Origin of the sequence: Streptomyces sp. NPDC004126 (genome assembly GCF_050275515.1) — a bacterium.
Lineage (GTDB): Bacteria > Actinomycetota > Actinomycetes > Streptomycetales > Streptomycetaceae > Streptomyces.
Genome location: NZ_JBNNPF010000005.1, coordinates 149,042 through 167,289, shown reverse-complemented (window position 1 = coordinate 167,289; position 18,248 = coordinate 149,042). Strand labels below are relative to the sequence as shown.

At 71.3% G+C, this 18,248-nt stretch carries 14 protein-coding genes; 10 read left to right on the top strand and 4 right to left on the bottom strand.

Features of this window, described 5'->3' with window-relative positions; all coding sequences use genetic code 11:
• Positions 1–2 precede the first annotated feature (2 nt).
• The 4 genes from ACQKM2_RS07275 to ACQKM2_RS07260 all read right to left on the bottom strand — a co-directional run bounded on the left by ACQKM2_RS07275 (position 3) and on the right by ACQKM2_RS07260 (position 3,706).
• Entirely contained in the window at positions 3–887 is an 885-nt protein-coding gene (locus ACQKM2_RS07275) for a TauD/TfdA family dioxygenase (protein WP_427707322.1), read from the bottom strand.
• 72 nt (positions 888–959) lie between these two features.
• Positions 960–1,253 carry a PqqD family protein gene (locus ACQKM2_RS07270; RefSeq protein ID WP_427707321.1) on the bottom strand — a complete coding sequence of 98 codons (294 nt, stop codon included), beginning with the start codon at positions 1,251–1,253 and terminating at the stop codon, positions 960–962.
• Complete coding sequence (locus tag ACQKM2_RS07265; RefSeq protein ID WP_427707320.1) at positions 1,250–2,125, bottom strand: hypothetical protein; 876 nt, start codon at positions 2,123–2,125, stop codon at positions 1,250–1,252. The genes ACQKM2_RS07270 and ACQKM2_RS07265 overlap by 4 nt, the downstream gene beginning before the upstream one ends.
• A gap of 360 nt (positions 2,126–2,485) precedes the next feature.
• Positions 2,486–3,706 (bottom strand): hypothetical protein, encoded by a 1,221-nt coding sequence (locus ACQKM2_RS07260; RefSeq protein WP_427707391.1) that lies wholly within the window; start codon positions 3,704–3,706, stop codon positions 2,486–2,488.
• A gap of 660 nt (positions 3,707–4,366) precedes the next feature.
• Between ACQKM2_RS07260 and ACQKM2_RS07255 the strand changes: the two genes are divergently transcribed.
• The 10 genes from ACQKM2_RS07255 to ACQKM2_RS07210 all read left to right on the top strand — a co-directional run bounded on the left by ACQKM2_RS07255 (position 4,367) and on the right by ACQKM2_RS07210 (position 18,245).
• On the top strand, positions 4,367–6,598 hold the full coding sequence (locus ACQKM2_RS07255; protein ID WP_427707319.1) for a terpene synthase family protein: 2,232 nt from the start codon (positions 4,367–4,369) through the stop codon (positions 6,596–6,598).
• Between the two features lie 405 nt (positions 6,599–7,003).
• Complete coding sequence (locus tag ACQKM2_RS07250; protein WP_427707317.1) at positions 7,004–7,141, top strand: hypothetical protein; 138 nt, start codon at positions 7,004–7,006, stop codon at positions 7,139–7,141.
• A gap of 268 nt (positions 7,142–7,409) precedes the next feature.
• Positions 7,410–8,564, top strand: a complete 1,155-nt coding sequence (locus ACQKM2_RS07245) for an LLM class flavin-dependent oxidoreductase (RefSeq protein ID WP_427707316.1) — start codon at positions 7,410–7,412, stop codon at positions 8,562–8,564.
• Between the two features lie 252 nt (positions 8,565–8,816).
• The gene (locus tag ACQKM2_RS07240) at positions 8,817–11,348 is read left to right on the top strand and encodes a cytochrome P450 (RefSeq protein ID WP_427707314.1); all 2,532 of its coding nucleotides are present in this window, start codon (positions 8,817–8,819) and stop codon (positions 11,346–11,348) included.
• Positions 11,345–12,439, top strand: a complete 1,095-nt coding sequence (locus tag ACQKM2_RS07235) for a polyprenyl synthetase family protein (RefSeq protein ID WP_427707312.1) — start codon at positions 11,345–11,347, stop codon at positions 12,437–12,439. Before ACQKM2_RS07240 ends, ACQKM2_RS07235 begins: the two co-directional genes overlap by 4 nt.
• A 42-nt stretch (positions 12,440–12,481) precedes the next feature.
• Positions 12,482–13,843 carry a cytochrome P450 gene (locus ACQKM2_RS07230; RefSeq protein WP_427707311.1) on the top strand — a complete coding sequence of 454 codons (1,362 nt, stop codon included), beginning with the start codon at positions 12,482–12,484 and terminating at the stop codon, positions 13,841–13,843.
• A gap of 89 nt (positions 13,844–13,932) precedes the next feature.
• Positions 13,933–15,567, top strand: a complete 1,635-nt coding sequence (locus ACQKM2_RS07225) for an ABC transporter substrate-binding protein (protein WP_427707309.1) — start codon at positions 13,933–13,935, stop codon at positions 15,565–15,567.
• Between the two features lie 12 nt (positions 15,568–15,579).
• A complete protein-coding gene (locus tag ACQKM2_RS07220) occupies positions 15,580–16,530 on the top strand; it encodes an ABC transporter permease (protein WP_427707308.1) in 951 nt (316 codons plus the stop codon).
• On the top strand, positions 16,531–17,358 hold the full coding sequence (locus ACQKM2_RS07215; protein ID WP_427707307.1) for an ABC transporter permease: 828 nt from the start codon (positions 16,531–16,533) through the stop codon (positions 17,356–17,358).
• Between the two features lie 263 nt (positions 17,359–17,621).
• Positions 17,622–18,245 carry a molybdopterin-dependent oxidoreductase gene (locus ACQKM2_RS07210; RefSeq protein ID WP_427707306.1) on the top strand — a complete coding sequence of 208 codons (624 nt, stop codon included), beginning with the start codon at positions 17,622–17,624 and terminating at the stop codon, positions 18,243–18,245.
• The last annotated feature ends 3 nt before the right edge of the window (positions 18,246–18,248 follow it).

Below are 18,248 nucleotides of genomic sequence, written 5' to 3'. Positions count from 1 at the left end.
CGTCAGCGGAACGTGATCCAGGTCCGCAGCATCAGGCGCTTGGCCGCCTCGACGGGACCGTCGGTGAAGGGCGTTCTGCCGTGCAGGACCGCACGGTTGTCGATGAAGATCATCTCGTGCTCGCGCAGCCGGTCCGTCTGCTGGAGCGCCGGATCGGCGAGCAGCGCGTCGAGTGCGTCGAAGGCCTCGACCTGCTCGGCCGTGAGCGGTGTGACGCTCTCGTGGCCGTGGCCGATCTCGATGTACTCGCGCAGGTAGTGCGCCCGGTACGTGCCACCGCCGGTGTCCTGGAGGACGGGGCGCACCACGGTGCGCGGCGCCCCCGGCGTGTCGTCGCGGCAGTCGAAGTGCACCGGCTGTTCGAGGGACTTCAGCAGGTCCGGCCGGTCGCCGAGGCGGGCCGTGAGGTCCCGCAGGTCGACCAGGACGAGCGAGCCGCCGGAGGCCGCCTGGTGCACGCAGTAGAGCGCGAAGCAGTCGGGCACCGTACCGGGGCGGTGGGGGGAGTCCGTGTGCAGGTTCCCGCCGTGGCGGGTGTCGGAGTAGCGCCCGGTGAGGCCCTCGCCGAGTTCCACCCCGCGGTCGCGGACCTCGCGCAGGAGGGTGCCGCGGCCGTCCTGGGGGAGCAGGTCCCCCAGGGCGGCCGAGGCGAGCGGGGCGAAGCGGCGGGCCTGGTCCTCGGTCAGGTGGTCGAGGCCCGAGAGGAGGAAGTACCCGGGCGTGCCGTCCAGGTGGCGGTCGGCGTGGGCTCTGAGCTCCTTGGTGAACTGCTGGTATCCGGGCCGCTCTGCGACCGGCGGTCTGTCCGGGGCCTCGTCGAGCAGGTCGAGGACCAACTCTCGGCCGACGGTGTAGCGAACCGAATCGAACGGACGCGGAATGCCCACGCCGTACTCCTTTCCCCCGTTGCACCCGCCACTGCCGGCGGGTGCCTGATGTGGAACGTGCTGCTGCGGCGGCTACTCGGCCGCGTCCGCTTCGCCCTCGGCCTGTTCGATGAACCCGCGCTCGACCAGCACCGTCAGGAAGTCGTGGACGGCGGAGGCCGCGAGCGCGGTGTCGACCGAGTAGGCCTCGGCGACCTGCTCGACGATCTGGCCGACGGTCACGCCGCTGCCGACGCGGGACCAGATGAAGACACCGGTCTCGTTGATCTCGTACCCGTCGTGGTACGTCTCCAGGAGCATGCCGGTGGGCGAGCGCCGGGTGTACGTGGCGTACGCGCGCTGCGGGATCCAGCCGTCGGTGATCATGCCGTCTTCCTCTCCACCGCGGCGAGCAGACGCTGCGAGACGCGCGCGGCGTTCCGGACCCATGCCTCCGGGGACTCGTGCAGGCCCTGCATCGAGAACAGGGACCAGGCCTCGGCCGCGGTGATCTCCGCCGGGGCGAAGTCCACCACCCGGCGCTGGAGCCACTTGCGGTTCACGCAGTAGTCGCCGTAGAGGGCGAGCAGCGCCTCGACCGAACCGGTGAAGGCCTCGTAGACGGCCAGGACGGCGGTCTCGTGGTCGCCGGAGATGAGCAGGCCGCCCGCGTCCTCCAGGTACGTCTCCGCGATGAGCTTGCGGTTCTCGGCCATCCAGTTGCCGTAGCAGGAGGCGTGGATGGCGGCCTTGCGCTCGGTCCACCAGGCCTCGCCCTGGATGGGCTTGCCCACCGAGAGCCGGTACAGGATGTCCTGCTCGCGCTTGCCGAGCTCCGGCGCGTCCTGGCTCGGGGTCTTGCCGGCGTACCGGCCGATGATCTCGTCGATCTGGCTCGTCCGCCACAGCTCGATGTCGGAGCGGAACGCGTCGAACTGGCCGATGACGATCTTGATGGCCGGCACCTCGCACGACACGCTGCGCTCGAAGAACTCGAACGAGTCGTCGACGGTGACCGCGTCCTCGGTGACGACGTACATGTCGAGGTCGCTGTTGGCGTGGGCCCAACCCTGGATGACCGAGCCGGAGGCGAAGGTCGAGGTGGCCCCCGCGAAAGTGGGGTACTTCGACACGATCTCGTCGAACGTGGGGAGGACCACGTCCGAGGTGCGGTCCTTCACGAAAGCGTCACGGGTCTCCTTGAGAGCCTCGGTACCGCTTCCATAGCGCAGGTTCATAGCAGGTGCCACGAACTCCATGATGTACTCCCGGATTTCGCCATTGGAACAGGGAACAGAACAGGGACAGAGGAAATGGAATAGGGAATGTGGGGGCGGAAGGTCAAGAAAGGGAAGGGGGTGTGCAGCCGAATTCGGGATCGACTGGACGGCCCGGCCGCACAGAACGGACCGAACGGTCCGGTGAAGTGGTCCGGGAAAGGGCGGCAGGGGTGGACGGCCTGCCGGAATGTGCCGGTCCGGAATTCCCGCTCCGGGGCATGCGGCGCCGCGGCGGCGGCACGGGAAGGGTGGCGCCGGCGGCCGGCGGCCGGGGGCGGCCGGGGGCGGGGGCGGCCGGAAGCCCGGGGCCGGGGGCCTGCAGCGGCCGGCCCCATGGGATCAGCCGGTGTACAGGCCCTGGCGTTCGAGCGCCCGCAGCGCCTCGTAGTCCCGCTCGACATCGGCGAGGCGGTCCGCGGCCAGGTATACGTAGCCGGGCGCGGTCAGCAGGTCCACGGTTTCCGGCAGATGGTCCCCGACGGCCGCGGAGTAGCTGGAGGCGGCCAGCGTGGGCAGTGATTCCAGTACGGACATCCACCGGTCGGAGCGGATGACCCCGGCGGTGTGGTTGATGAGGGAGACCATGCGGAGCGCGCCCTTCCAGCGGACGCTCTCGTCGTCGAAGTCGTGCAGGGAAGCCGGATCGACCAGGGCCGAGGCGAAGAGCGAGGCCTGCGAGACGCCGGCGAACTTCTCCACGAGGTGCGGAATCGTAGCTCCGCCGAGCCGGGCCCCGGTCTCGATGAGCACCGGGCCGCGCGCGGTCACCATCACCTCGGTGTGGGCCGCGCCGGAGCGGATACCCAGGGCGTCGAGGACGCCGTGGGTGAAGGCGCGCAGCATCCGGCCGTCCGGCCCGGCGGCCTCGACCGGCTCCTCGTAGTCGTAGACCGGGGCGCCGCCGGCCCCCTCGCACTTCACGTACCGCCAGAGCTCGGCGGTACGGTGCAGGCCCTGGTGGGAGACGGTGTTGAGGTAATACTCGACGCCGTGCAGCCGCTCCTGGACCAGGACGGCGGCGTTCGGTTCGCCGTACAGGTTGGCCGAGGCGAGGATGTGTTCGCACGCCTCGGAGAGGCGCGCCCGGTCCTCGCAGAACCGGATGTTGTCCGTACCGGCGCTCTTGAGCGGCTTGGCGACGACGTCGGTGAGCCGCTCCCGCTCGTACCAGGCGACGGCCTCCGGCGCCGAGGCCACGGTGGCGCCAAGGGGCGTGGCCAGGCCTGCTGCCCGTACGGCATCCGCCATGAGGGCCTTGTCCCGGCGGGCAGCGGTGAACTCCGGCGCGTTGCCGGGAAGGCCGAGCAGGTCGCTCAGCGTGTCGGCCAGCGTGACGCCGGATTCGGTGCCGGCGATGACGCGGGTGACCTTCTCCTCCCGCAGGCGCGCCGCGAGGACCTCGACGTCCGGTTCGTATGCGATGTCGACCTCGTAGTCGGCGGCGCGGAATCCTCCGCGGAAAGCCTCCGTCATCTCGGGCTGGCTCTGAACGTGCAGACATGTGACGCCGCGATTCCGCAGCATCGCGACAAGTAGGCGGCCTGTCGAATAGCCGTCCACGACAGCAAAACGCAAAGCTGGACCTTCCCCCGTTGGGCCGCCTGGTTGCGGCCCGGAATTCTGCTCGGTGATTCGACTCTTGGCCTCTCACCGGTGAGGACAGTACTCGAGCGACGCTGGAGCAGAGACCCTGGAACGGACATTCCGGGTAGGCCGGTTATCTGATCGTTACCATTGTGGAAATTCTGTGTTTGGAGAAAGTGGACATTCCTTCCGGCGCCCGGGGATTCGAATCCCTTCGGGGTGGCAAAGAGGGATGACGACCGATGTGTCCGATGAGTGACTTTGGTGCGGAGCCAGGTTGTTGATTGGGCATCGGAGAAACATGCCGGGCAAGTGCGTCTCGGTTAGCGGGAGTTGGCGTGCGTGCGGTCGTGGCGGTCGGATGGGTGGTCAGCGGGCGATGGAGAGCGCGAAGGGCGGGAGTCGGAACCAGCGAGGTGGCCGCCACTGGATGAACGCGGAGACGCCCACCCGTCACTTTGAGTAGCATCGGCACCACACGGCTGACGGTGGTGGAACTGGCGGTCATGGAGCGGCAGTTCCTCACGAGCAGTGGACCGGACAGAGATGACTGCCGGGCCGGGGCCCCGGTGGCCGCGGCGGCTCGAACCTCGCCATCCGCCCGACCGGGGACCACGACCTTCCAAGGACTTGACGATGCCGTCCATCACGCTGCCGGACTTCTACATGCCGTACCCGGCGCGGTTGAACCCGCACCTGGACGCGGCCCGGGCCCAGAACCTCGTCTGGGCCCGACAGGTGGGGATGCTCGATCCGGTCGCGGGTCAGTCCACCGCCGTATGGGACGAGGAGCGGTTCCTCGCCATGGACTTCGCGCTGTTCGCCGCCTGGACCCATCCCGACGCACCCGCCGAGGAGTTGAACCTCATCAGCAACTGGTACATCTGGGGCTGGTACGTGGACGACTACTTCCCCCAGGCGTACCGGTCGGCAGTGCAGCTCCGCGATGCCCGGGACTACCTGTCGCGCCTGCTGCGGTTCATGCCCACCGACGGTTCGCCGCCGCCGGCCGAACCGGAGAACCCGCTGGAGCACGGCTTGGCAGGCCTGTGGGCCCGCACCACACCCGGCAAGACGCAGCCCTGGCTGGAACGCTACGTCGCCACCGTCCGGGACATGGCGCAGGAAGCACTCCGCGAGCTGTACCACCTGGGCCGGGACGGCGAGCGCGTCCTCGACCCGTTGGAGTACCTGGCGCTTCGCCGCTCGGTCGGGGGCATGCCGTGGTCGGCCCAGCTCCTGGAACACGCGCTGGGGATGGAGCTGCCGCCCGCGATGGTGGGCGAGCGCACCCTGCAGGTGTTGATCTCGGCGTTCTCCGACGCGCAGGGGCTGCAGAACGACATCATCTCCTACGACATCGACATGGCCGAGGGCAAGGTCAACAACGGTGTCACGGTGACCCGGCACTTCCTCGGCTGCGGCACCCAGGAGGCGGCCGACTTCCTCGACGACGTCGTCACCGACCGCCTCCACCAGTTCCAGAACACCGCGGCGACCGAACTCCCGGCCGCCTTCGAAGAGCACCGGCTCGACCCGGCCACGCGCACGGCGGTGCTGCGGTACGTGCAGGGGCTGCAGGACTGGATGGCCGGCAACCTGGAATGGGCCCTGCGCCCCGGCGGCCGCTACCTGCCCGCCGACCACGGCGGCGCCCGGCCGGCAGCAGGTTCCGCCGGCCCCCTGTCGTTCCTCGTCCCGACCGGCATCGGCACCGCCGCCGCCCGCCTGGGCCTCACCGCCCGCCGGCTGGACCGTCGAGCCCGCAGCTACCGCCAACTCCCCGGTCGTCCGCAGGAGCAGCTCGTCCTGCCCGAGTTCCACATGCCGTGGCCGGCCCGGGTGAACCCCGATCTGGAGGGCGCCCGCATCCGCAACAAGGAGTGGATCCGTGGGATGGGCATGCTGAGCGCGGCCGGACTGGGCGTCTGGAGCGAGCAGGCAGTCGACTCCGCGGACTACGGGCTGTTCGGCGCCCTGATCAACCCCGACGCCCCCGCCCCCGAACTGGACCTGATCAACAACTGGTACGCCTGGGGGTTCTTCCTGGACGACTACCTGGTCGAGGTGTTCAAACGGCGCCGCGACCTGGTTGGCGCCAGGGCCTTCACCGAACGGCTCACGCGGTTCGCCCCGCCGGACGGCCTGACGATGCCCGTCCCGTCCAACCCAGCAGAGGCCGCGCTCGCCGACGTGTGGAGGCGCACCGCCCCCTCGCTCCCCGACAGGCTCCGGCACAGCCTGTCGGCCAGCATCGGCAAACACGCCGATGCGGCGCTGTGGGAGGTCCTCAACCTGATGCAGAACCGGGTGCCGGAGGTGGTGGACCACGCCGAGATGCGGCGCCTGACCATCGGAGTGGGCGTCTGCACCGACCTGGTCGACCACACCTCCGGCGGACTCGTTCCGGACGCCGTCATGGAGAGCCCCTCGATGCGGCGGGTGAACACCGCGATCGCCGACTGGGCGGGCTGGCTCAACGACGTGGTCTCCTACCAGGTGGAGACCGAGTACGAGCACGAGGTCACCAACGGCGTGCTCGCCCTGCTCCGCTTCGCCGACTGCACCCTGCCCCAGGCTGTCAAGACCGTCAACGACCTGCTTACCGCCCGCCTGCACGAGTTCGAACACCTGGTGAGCACCGAACTCCCCGCCCTCTACGCCGAGCTGGACCTGGGTGCCGTGGAACTCGACGGCCTCGCCCGCTACGTCGGCCGGCTCCGCGACTGGATGTCCGGCTACCACGCCTGGCACCTGCGCACCGGCCGCTACACCGACTTCCGCACCCGCCGCATCCCCGTGGCCACCGTCCTGCGCGGCCCCACCGGCCTGGGCACCTCCGCCGCCCGGATCAGGCGGACTCCCTGACGGGAGCACGAGATCTGCGGGTGGGTCCGGCGAGAAGCGGGGGAGAGACGATGGCCGAGACCCATGGGGGCTCGCGAGGCCTGCTGCACGCCATGAGTTTCCCCGCGGACCGCCTTGCACGCCGGTAGTACCTCACGCGCCGTCTTGTCGAAGGCGCCGGGGGACCAGAGACTTGACGGGAGTGGCGTTTCACCTCGGATGCCTGATGCCGTCCATGACGCTGTCGACGCCCCTTCCTGCCGTGCTGTCCGACGCCCTCCATTGACCGCTGGACGCCACGGGCGACCCGCTGAGCTCCCGCTGGTCGTCCTCCGCCCGGTGACGACTCCTGCCGCGTGGCGACGCACTCGTACTCGCGCATCCCCGATGCCCCCGGCTCGTCGCGACCACGGAGGTTTCCCCGCCATGGCCACACCCGCCTCCTCCGCCCAGGCCTCCCCGACCGGCACCCTCGCTCCATCGCACCGCGAACGGGACACCCGGGAGATCCTGGCCTGGGCCGCCGAGACCGGCCGCACCGGAGGTGCCGGAGGTTCGGAGTGAGAGGGTCGCCGCGTCTCGGGACCGACGGTCCTCAGGGGCTTCGGCGTGGGTGGAACGACCAGGTGCGGCCGCCCCGTGCGACTGGATTTCGTAGACGCAGCCAGTCGTCTCCACCAGTGCTCCGTTGGTTCACTGGTTTCGCCCGGGGCCGGGTACTGGATCCCGCGGTCCCGGGCCGACACCCGCATCCGCACCCTGCCCTGCCATCCGGTGTCCGGGTCCCGGGCGCATACCTGACCGGCAGTGATTCCGAGAGGCAGGGGCCGACGTGCCGTCCCGAAGACCCGTTCCGCTGTCGGTGCTCGACCTCGCGCCCCTCGCGTCGGGTTCGACGCCCGCCCAGGCGCTGCACCGTACGGTGGACTTGGCCCGGCACGCCGAACGGCTGGGCTACGCGCGTTACTGGATCGCCGAGCACCACCTGACGCCGAGCGTCGTCGCCGCCGCCCCTGTCGTGCTGATGGGTGCGGTGGCGGCCGCCACCCGGCGGATCAGGGTCGGCTCGGGGGCGGTGCAGACCGGGCCCCGGCGGCCGGTGGTCATCGCCGAGGAGTTCGGCACCCTCGCCCACCTGTATCCCGGACGGGTGGACCTCGGACTCGGCCGCTCGAACGTCGACCGCTTCATCGGGCGCATCGCCGGCGGGGGAGCCGGACGGCCGGTTCCGGCCGAGGCCGTCGGCGGAGGGACGGGAGGTGCCGACCGGGTGGTCGACGGGCTGCTCGTCCCCTCCAAGCCGAAACTCCGGTTCGATCCGGACCGGGTCCGCACCCAACTGGAGCTCGTCGGATACCGGGACGGGGCGGGCGAAGACTACGCGCAGCAGATCAGGGACATCCAGGCGTTCGTACGGGGCGACTACCGCACGCCGGGCGGCGAGCACCTGCGCACCCCCGCGGCCGAGGGTGCCGATGCCGAGCTGTGGGTCGTGGCCGCCGGGGCGAAGGGCAGCGCCCCGGTGGCGGGTGAGCTCGGGCTGCCGCTCACCGTGAACTACCACTCGATGCCGGCGGCCGTCCTCGACGCCGTCGCCGCCTACCGGGAGGCCTTCCGGCCCTCGGAGCTGCTCTCCGCACCCCATGTGATGGTCTCCGCGGACGTCCTGGTCGCCGAGGACGCGGCCGCCGCCCGGCGCATCGCCCGCGGATACGCGCAATGGGCCTGGAGCATTCGCCGCGGAGAGGGGTCCGTGCCCTACCTTTCGCCGGACGAGGCGGATGCATTCCCCTGGAGCGCACAGGACGAAGAAATGGTGGCGGACCGCCTGGCCACTCGTTTCGTCGGCGATCCGAAGGCAGTGGTGCACGGACTCGGGATGCTTGCGAAGGTGACCGGAGCTGATGAAATCCTCGTTACCGCCACGGCGCACGACCATGCGGACCGGGTGAGGTCGTACGAGCTGCTGGCGAATTCCTGGAATTAGATTCCGAAGGTTTTCGGTGCGTGAAACATGCAGGTCAGACGTGCTCTGGCCTGCTGTTTTGCGTTCCTCTGGGAATACTGGGCGGTAGTAATTCGGCGAGATCATAATGTGATGTCCAGGGAATGGCTGAAAATGCATCCCGTGTGCCAGTCTCTGCTCGTCCTTCCCGGGGTCGGGAAAGTGCTCACGTGATGAGGAGTGGTGATGGATAGTGCCTCGGTGGTGAATTCCTCGGATTCGCCTGTCGGGACCGTGGCGGGATTCTTCCTTCCCGAGCTGCCGCGCACCCTGCCGGTCGTCTACCACCCGAACGCCGCGCAGATCGAGTTCGCCTCGAACGGCTGGGTCCGGGAGTTCCTGGGTGCGTGCTTCTCCTCGGAGGAGCAGCTGCTGTTCTTCTTGCGCCAGCGCAACGGCATCTACGGCCCGCTGACCGTGCCTTACGCGTCCGTCGAGCGGGCTCGTGACATCGCCGACTGGTACCAGTTCGTCACCGTCATCGACTCCTTCGTCTCCGACCGGGGGGACCTGGGCGCGAGCGACGGGCGGGCACGGGAGGTGTTCGCCCGGATCCTGGACGACTTCCACCGCGAGGACACCACCCCGGCAACGGACTTCCCGTACGGGCGGGCGGCCAGGGACCTCTGGCGGCGGATCGGTGCGGGGCTGAGCCCGGCGCAGATCAAGCGGTTCGTGGAGTCGCTGGAAGCGTTCCTGCGGGGCTGCGCCGCGGAGATCGGCACCAAACTGGCCGACCGGGTCCCCGACTACGAGACCTGCCTGGCCGTACGGCTGGACAGCTTCGGCTGCGAGTTCATCGAGCTGATGACCGAGTACGGCGAGGGCGTCGACATGAGCGACGTCCTCGCCCAGCTGGCGGAGGCACACCGGCACGCACGCCGGCAGATGATCGTCGTCAACGACCTGCTGTCCTGGCGCAAGGAGTACGCCCAGGACGACAAGATGACGGTGGTCCGGGTCCTGACCGAGCGGGACGGACTGCCCCTGCAGGAAGCCGTGGACAGGCTCTGCGAACGGGTCGCCCACCACGAGGCCGAGTACGCGCGCGCCCGGGACGAGGTCCTGGCCGGACCCCTCGGCCTGCGCGAGGACGTCCGCCGCTACCTGACGGCCGTCGACCACATGGTCGGCGGGAGCCAGGAGTTCGAGTACCTGACGCCGCGCTACTTCGGCGACGGCTCGGTGTGGGACGGTTCGACCTCGGGATGGGTGGACCTGCGCGCCGAGGTCACCCGGTTCCAGGACCGGCCGTCGGGGCCCGCGCCCGACGCCACCGCTGAGGATGCACCCTCGGATGCCCTCACGGCCCATGCGGCCGCCATCGCCGCCTCCGGAGCCGCTTGTCCCGTCACCGGCACCAACGGCCGGCGCCAGGAGCCCGCGTACACCTACGCGGCCGCCCCGGGAGCCCTTCCGCTTCTCGGGCACGCCTTCCAACTGTGGCGCAGACCCCTGGAGTTCCTGACCTCCTTGCCGGCCCGCGCGGACCTGGTCCGGATCGGCCTCGGGCCCCGCCCGGCCTACCTCGCCTGCCACCCCGAGCTCGTCCACCGCGTCCTGACCGACTCCCGGACCTTCGACAAGGGCGGCCCGCTCTTCGAGAAGGCCCGGCTCCTCGTCGGGAACGGACTGGTCAGCTCCATGCGGGAGGACCACCGGCTCCAGCGCCGCATGCTCCAGCCCGCGTTCCACCCGAGCCGCATGCCCCGCTACGTCCGGCTGATGCAGGAGGAGATCGACGACGTCCTCGCCGGGTGGGAGGACGGCAAGACCTTCGACGTCAGCGACGCGATGCACGCGCTGACCCTCCGGATCACCGCGCGGACCATGTTCGCCACCACCGTCGCCGACCGGCCCATCATTCCGGAGGTCGCCCACTGCATGCCGATCATCATGCGGGGCGTCTACCAGCGGATGGTCGCCCCGATCGGCTGGAAGGAGAAGCTGCCGACACCGGACAACCGCCGCTTCGAGGCCGTCCGGGCCCGGATGCACAAGGCGATCGGCGAAACCGTCCAGCTCCGGCGCCGCAGCGGCGCCGCCGACGGCGACCTGCTCTCCATCCTGGTCAACGCCCGCGACGAGGAGACCGACCACCGCCTCACCGACGCCGAGGTCTACGACCAGGTCATGACCCTTCTCATCGGCGGCACCGAGACCACCGGCAACACCATGGCCTGGGTGTTCCACGTCCTGGCCGGACACCCCGAGGTCGAGGCCCGGCTGCACGCCGAGCTGGACGAGGTGCTCGACGGACGCCCGGCGACGTACGAGGACCTGCCCCGGCTGGAGTACACCTGGCGGGTGCTCCAGGAGACGCTGCGCATGTACCCGCCGGCCTGGCTGCTCACGCGTACCACCACCCAGGACACCGAACTCGCCGGCCGGAGGCTGGAGAAGGGCTCGGTCGTCATGTACAGCCCCTACGTCATGGGCCGCAGCGAGGCCCTGTTCGAGGACGCGGAGCGCTTCGACCCGGAGCGGTGGCTGCCTGAGCGGGCGAAGCGGATACCCCGGGGCGCGCTCGTCCCGTTCGGGGGCGGGAGCCGCAAGTGCATCGGTGATGCGTTCGGAGCGGCCGAGACGACGCTGACCCTGGCCGCGATCGCCGCCCGGTGGACGCTGCGCCCGCTGCCCGGCGCCAAGCCGCAGACCGCCGTCCCCAAGGCCTCCCTCGGCACCGGCCCCTACCCGATGGTGCCCGAGGCCCGCGAGGTACGGGCCTCGACCGTGGACGGCCCCGTGGCGGGCGGCGCCCGATGACGGCCGCAGACATGGGCGCGCCCGCCAGGGAACGCCACCGCGCCTCCGGGCACCAGGCGCTGGACACGCTGGCCCGGTGCCGCGAGCTCGTCCTGCCGGCGCTCCGCGACGCCGTCGCCCGGCTCCACCCCGAGGTCGGCCGGATCGCCGCCTACAGCCTGGGCTGGTGCGACGCGGACGGCACGCCCCAGGAGGACGGGGCCGGCAAGGCCCTGCGCCCGGCGCTGGCCGTCCTCGCGGCCGAGACGGTCGGCGGGAAGGCGCAGGACGCCGTCCCGGCCGCCGTGGCCGTGGAACTGGTGCACGTCTTCTCACTGGTGCACGACGACATCATCGACGGCGACGAACGACGCCGGCACCGGCCCACCGCCTGGAAGGCGTTCGGCAGCGGACCAGCCCTCCTGGCGGGAGACGGACTGCTCGCCCTCGCCCTCGACGCCCTCGCCGAGAGCACCCTCCACCTGCTGCCCCGGATCCGGTCGGAGGCCCTGCACACACTGACCGGATCCCTCGTCGAACTGGTCAACGGACAGGCGGCCGACACGGCCTTCGAGCGCCTGCCCTGGACCGGCCGCGAGGCGGTCACGGTCGCCCAGTACAACGCGATGGCGGCGGGCAAGACCGGCTCCCTGCTCGGCTGTTCCGCCGCGCTGGGCGCCCTGCTCGGCGGCGCCGACGTCGACACGGCCGACGCGATGGGCCGGATGGGCCGGAACCTCGGAGCCGCGTTCCAGGCGGTGGACGACCTGCTCGGCATCTGGGGCGACCCGGACGTCACCGGAAAGCCGGTCTTCAACGACATCCGCCGCCGGAAGAAGACCCTCCCCGTCGTGGCCGCCCTGGCCCACGGCCCGGCCCCCGACCGCCTCGCGGCCCTGCTGGCCGCCCCTGCCGAGGAGGGGGGCGAGGCCGGGGCCCTGGACCGCATCGCCGACCTGATCCGGGAAGCGGGCGGCCGGACCTTCACCGTCGCCCAGGCCAACCGCGACCTCGACCGCGCGCTGCGCACGCTGCACGGCGTGTCGGTCGACCCGGCCGCCACGGCCGAACTCATGGCGCTCGCCGAGTTCGTCGTCAACCGCACCCACTGAAAGCCCTGCTCCGGCCCCGTCTCCCTACGGAGGAGAACCATCATGACGACCGCCGCCCCCGCGGTCGCGCACGCCCCCGGCGGCCTGCCGCTGCTCGGTCACGTCCACCACATGCTGACCGGACCGCGGGAGTTCTTCACCTCGCTGCGCGACCTCGGTGACCTGGTCACCGTCCGCCTCGGCCCCATGCGGGCCTACGTCCTCAACAACCCCGCGCACGTCCACCAGATCCTCACCAAGGACGTCCGCAAACTGGACAAGGGCCTGGCCTACGAGAAGTCGGCGCCATTCCTCGGCAACGGCCTGCTCAACTCCACCGAGCCCCAGCACATGACGCACCGCCGCATCGTCCAACCCGCCTTCCACACACGCCGGATCGCCGCCTACGCCGACCAGATGCGGGAAACGGCCGAGCAGCGGTCCGCCGGCTGGTCCGACGGCGCCACCGTCGAGTTCGACGACGAGATCCACGCCTACGCCGTCTCCGTGGTCTGCCGGGCCCTGTTCTCCACCGACCTCGGCGACACCGTCGCCGCAGAGGTCGAGGAGACGTTCCCGGTGCTGCTCAAGGGCGTGGCCCGGCGCATCGCCATGCCGTTCGGCCCGCTGGAGAAGCTCCCCACCCCCGGCAACCGCCGCTTCGAACGGGCCCGGCAGCGGCTGGACAAGGCCCTGACCGACGTCATCGCCGCCTACCAGGAGCGCGGGGCGAAGGACGGCGACCTCATGGCACTGCTGCTGGCCGCCAGGTCCCACGGCGAAGGCTGCCCCGGACTCACCGACCAGCAGGTCCACGACGAGGCCATGGCCCTGTTCCTCGGCGGCGTCGAGACCGCCCGCGACGTCCTGGCCTGGGCCTGCCACCTGATCAGCACCCACCCGCAGGTGCAGCGCAGGCTCGCCGCCGAGATCGACCGGGTCCTGGGCGGACGCCCGGTCACCCACGCCGACCTGCCCGAACTCCGCTACACCCACGCCGTACTGACCGAGGTCCTGCGCCAGTACCCGCCCGGCTGGCTGCTCACCCGCCGGACCGTGACGGAGGTCGAACTCGGGCCGCACCGCATCCCGGCCGGTTCCGACGTGCTGTTCTCCCTGCACGCCCTGCAGCACGACCCGGCCGTCTACCCCGACCCCGAACGCTTCGACCCGGACCGCTGGACCGGTGGCTCGGCCGTGCCCGTACCCCGCATCTCCTTCCTGCCCTTCGGCGCGGGCAACCGCGGCTGCATCGGCGAGCCCTTCGCCTGGGAGGAGATGACGGTGTTCCTGGCCGTGGTCCTGGCCCGCTTCAGCCTCCACCCGCTGCCCGGCTACCGCGTCCGTCCCAGCCGCTCCACCATGTACGCCCCCAAACGCGTCCCGCTCATCGTCCGGGACCGGGAGGCGGACCCCACCCACTGAGTCGCCCGCGGCCGGCCGGCCGACCCTTCCGCCTCCCCGCCCTCCTTTCCCCACCCTCCTCTCCCCGCGCCGATCAGAAAGACATGCCCATGAGAGCGCACCCGCCCTCCTCCTCGCACACCACCCGGCTCCGCCTGACGGCGACGGCCGGTCTCGCCGGCCTGCTGCTGACCGCCTGCGGCGGCTCCCCCACGGAGAAGGCAGCGGACGACGGCCGCGACGGCACCCCGAAGGACGGCGGACGGCTGACCGTCGCCCTCGCCTCCGACTTCGGCTGTCTGGACCCCCAGCAGGCCGGCTCCGTCGATGCGGTCCCGCCCGTGCGTCAACTCGTCGACTCGCTCACCGACCAGGACCCCGCCACCGGCAGGCCCGCCCCCTGGCTCGCCGAGAAGTGGGAGGTCAGCCCGGACGGCACGTCCTTCACCTTCCACCTTCGTCCCGGAGCCACCTTCAGCGACGGCACCCCCGTCGACGCCGCAGCCGTCAAGGCCAACTTCGACACCGCCGGCAAGCTCGGCCCGAGCGCCACCCAGGCCGCCACGTACCTGAAGAACTACCGCGACACCACCGTGGTCGACCCGCTGACCGCCGTCGTCGCCTTCAACCAGCCGGCGGCCGGCTTCCTCCAGGCCACCTCCACCCACACCCTCGGGCTGGTCTCGATCGCCACCACCCAGCGCCCCGCCGCCGACCGCTGCGCCTCCGGCGTAGCCGGCTCCGGCCCTTTCACCCTCGCCGAGTACCGCAAGAACGAGTCGATCGTCCTCGCCAAGCGCACCGGCTACGCCTGGGGCTCCGCCCTCTGGAAGAACGGGGGCGCAGCCCACCTCGACCGGATCGCCTTCCGCATCGTCCCCGAGACGGGCGTCCGCACCGGCAGCCTCCGCTCGGGCGAGACGGACGCGCTCACCGCCGTACCGCTCCAGGACCAGGACGGCTTGAAGAAGGCCGGGTTCACCCTCCAGGCGAAGAACGCCCCCGGCGTCCCGTACGGCTTCAGCATCAACAACGCCCGCGCCCCCATGGACGATCCCGCCGTCCGCAAGGCGGTCTCCCTGGCCGTCAACCGCAAGGAGGTCGTCGACACCGTCTTCGGCCCCCTCGCCAAGCCCGCCACCAGCCCCCTGGCGAGCACCACCACCGGATACACCGACCTGTCCAATGAACTCGCCCACGCACCCGACACCGCGAAGCAGCTCCTCGACGGAGCCGGCTGGACGCCCGGACCCGACGGCATCCGCACCAAGGACGGCAAGCCGCTCGCCCTCACCGTCCAGTACTTCAGCGGCCAGGCCTCGGCGAAGGCCGCCCTGGAACTCCTCCAGCAGCAGCTCAAGGCCGTCGGGATCGGGGCCACGCTGAAGGAGGACCCGGTGGGCCAGGGCGCCGCCGTCATCCAGGCCAAGCAGTACGACCTGCTCTGGGGCCACAACGCGGGCGGCGACCCCGACGTCCTGCGCCCCCAGTACACCAGCGGCGGGCTCAACTTCAACAACCTCAAGCCCGGCAAGCTCGACGAACTCCTGACCCGCCAGTCCGCCACCACCGACCCGGCACAGCGCGCGGCCGTCGTCGCGGAGATCCAGAGGTTGATCGTCGCCGAGCAGTACAGCGCCCCGGTGGCCGAGTTCACCGTGGTACTCGGTCTTTCGCCGAAGGTCCACGACGTGACTCTGAACGCCGACGGCCGCCTCCAGCTCCACGACACGTGGAAGTCGTAGCGGAGCACCGCAGTGTCCCTCGCATACCTCCGCCGGCGCACGCTGCTCGCCCTCTGCGTGCTCTGCGCGGCCTACTCCGTCTCCTTCGGCATCCTCTACGTGCTGCCGGGCGACCCCGTCGAGATCATGGCGGCGGGCGGTGACGGGACACCGGCGGATGCCGGGCGCGTCGCGGAACTGCGCCATGCGTACGGCTTCGACCGCCCGCTCGCCGCGCAGTACGCGCAGGGCGCCCTCGCGGCGCTCCGGGGCGATCTCGGCCGCTCGGTGCAGAGCGGCCGGCCGGTGGCGGCACTGATCGGCGAGGCGCTGCCCGAGACCCTCTCCCTGGCCGCAGCCGCGCTCGTGCTCGGTCTGGGGGCGGGCACGGCGGCGGCACTGGGAGCGACGTACACCCGCAGGACCTGGCTGCGGCGGACGCTGTCGGCCCTGCCCGCGGGTGGGGCCGCCCTGCCGCCGTTCCTGGTCGGGCTGGTCCTCCTCCACGTGGTCTCCTTCCGCTGGGGGTTGATCCCCGCCTTCGGGGACGGCGGAATCGCGGTGCTGGTGCTGCCCGCCGTGACTCTGGCGCTGCCCTGTGCGGCGCTCGTCGCCCAGGTCCTGGCCGGGGATCTGGAGCGGGCACTGGGCGAGCCGTACACCAGGACGGCCCGGGCGAAGGGCGTGAGCCGGGTCCGGGTCCATCTGCGGCACGCCCTGCCCGAGGCGCTGCCGCCCGCGCTCGCCCTGGCCGGCACGCTCGCCGGGAACACCGTCGCGTCGGCCACCGTGGTCGAGACGGTGTTCTCCCGCCCCGGCGTCGGCCGCCTGCTGACGGGCGCGGTGCACCAGCAGGACATTCCGGTGGTGCAGGGTGTGGTTCTCGTAGGGGCCGTCGTCTTCGTCGCCGCCGGCCTGCTCGTCGACGTCCTGGGCCCGCTGCTGGACCCACGGGCCTGCGGCACCGGTCGGGCGGGGGCGTGAATGCGCGGCCTCCGAGGTCCTTTCCGGCTGTTCCGCCCGGGGCTCGCGGCAGCCGTGCTGCTGCTCGGCGTCATCCTGCTGGCCGCCGTCTCGCCGGCCAGCCTGACCTCCGCGGACCCGCTCACCGGTGTACCGGCGGAGCGCCTGCTCCCACCAGGGCCCGGCCACTGGTGGGGGACCGACCAGCTCGGCCGGGACCTGTACGCCCGTGTCGTCCACGGCACCGGCCGCTCCCTCGGTACGGCTGCCCTGGCCGCCGGACTGGGGCTCACAGCCGGCTGCGTGATCGGACTCGTCGCCGGCTACGCGGGCGGCTGGACCGACGACCTGCTCATGAGAGGGGTGGACGCACTGCTCGCGGTCCCGGCGCTGCTGTTGTCACTGGCGCTGGTGACGGCGCTCGGCACCGGCAGGGCCGCCCTGGCCGTCGCGGTCGGGGTGCCGGCGATCGGCCCGCTCGCCCGCGTGATGCGGGCGGCGACGCTCAGGGCGCGGCACAGCGGCTTCGTGGAAGCGGCGGTAGCGTACGGGGCCGGCCGGTGGTGGACGGTCCACCGCCATGTGCTGCCGCACGCCAGGCACCCGCTGCTCGCCCTCGGCGCGCTCGAGTTCGGCTTCGCCGTGTTGGCGGTGTCCGGGCTGGGCTACCTCGGCTACGGGGCGGAGCCGCCCACCCCCGAGTGGGGCCTGCTGGTGGCCGACGGCCGTGACCACCTGGCCACGTCCTGGTGGCTGTCGGTACTCCCGGGTCTGGCCGTCGCCGCCACCGTCCTCGCCGTCCACCACGTGGCACGGACCCTCGACCGCGACCCGCGAAGCGCGGGCTGACCGGATGAAGGGCCGAAGGCCCCTGCGCGCCGAACACCGCGAGCGGCGCGCAGGGGCCTTCCGGGGAAGAGCCCACGTGGCGGAGAGAGCCGCTCCGCCGCCCCGGGGCCAGGACTCAGTCAACCAAGACCGCTCCCGCGGGGCGACTGGACCCGGACACGGAAACAGGACAGCAGGACGCACGCCGGTCCAGGGAATCATCCAAGAGGTGAATCTGCCAGAATGGCTGGCATCTGCGAGGCAAAAGCCTCACTTGTACGCCGATGCCGGTCGAGGCGGTCGGGGAGCCGAGGTGTCTGGTGTGGAGTGAACCCCTGCCTCCGGGGCAGCGCCTGGTCAAGGGCTGGCCGGTCTCCCACTACGGCCCGGTGCCCAGGTTCCGGGCCGACCGCTGGAACCTCCAGGTCTTCGGGGCCACGGCGACCGGCGAGAAGTACTCCTGGACCTTCGAGGAGATCGCCGGCCTTCCCGCGACGACGATCACCACCGATCTCCACTGCGCCTCGGGCACGACGACCACCGGCCACGAGTTCCACGGCGTGCCGGCGGCCGTCCTGCTGGGCCTGGCGCCGCCCGCACCGGAGGTCACGCACGTGATGGCCTGGGCGGAGTACGGGTACAGCGCCAACCTGCGCCTCGCCGACTTCCGGTCCGACAGGACGCTCATGGCCACCCACCATGACGGTGAGCCGTTGACCGTCGAGCACGGCTTCCCGCTCCGGCTGGTCGTGCCCCACCTCTACGGCTACAAGGGCCCGAAGTGGCTGCGCGCCATCGAGTACATGACGCAGGACCGGCGTGGCTTCTGGGAAGAGCGGGGCTACCACAACATCGCCGACCCCTGGACCGGGAAACGCCATTCGTACCAGGAGGACGAGGGCGAGTAGCCG

Bases quoted from the DNA above. Each gene is read 5' to 3' on its own strand.
- ACQKM2_RS07270 (WP_427707321.1), bottom strand. From the start codon at position 1,253: ATGATCACCGACGGCTGGATCCCGCAGCGCGCGTACGCCACGTACACC.
- ACQKM2_RS07265 (WP_427707320.1), bottom strand. From the start codon at position 2,125: ATGGAGTTCGTGGCACCTGCTATGAACCTGCGCTATGGAAGCGGTACC.
- ACQKM2_RS07255 (WP_427707319.1), top strand. From the start codon at position 4,367: ATGCCGTCCATCACGCTGCCGGACTTCTACATGCCGTACCCGGCGCGG.
- ACQKM2_RS07250 (WP_427707317.1), top strand. From the start codon at position 7,004: ATGGCCACACCCGCCTCCTCCGCCCAGGCCTCCCCGACCGGCACCCTC.
- ACQKM2_RS07235 (WP_427707312.1), top strand. From the start codon at position 11,345: ATGACGGCCGCAGACATGGGCGCGCCCGCCAGGGAACGCCACCGCGCC.
- ACQKM2_RS07230 (WP_427707311.1), top strand. From the start codon at position 12,482: ATGACGACCGCCGCCCCCGCGGTCGCGCACGCCCCCGGCGGCCTGCCG.
- ACQKM2_RS07225 (WP_427707309.1), top strand. From the start codon at position 13,933: ATGAGAGCGCACCCGCCCTCCTCCTCGCACACCACCCGGCTCCGCCTG.
- ACQKM2_RS07215 (WP_427707307.1), top strand. From the start codon at position 16,531: ATGCGCGGCCTCCGAGGTCCTTTCCGGCTGTTCCGCCCGGGGCTCGCG.
- ACQKM2_RS07210 (WP_427707306.1), top strand. From the start codon at position 17,622: ATGCCGGTCGAGGCGGTCGGGGAGCCGAGGTGTCTGGTGTGGAGTGAA.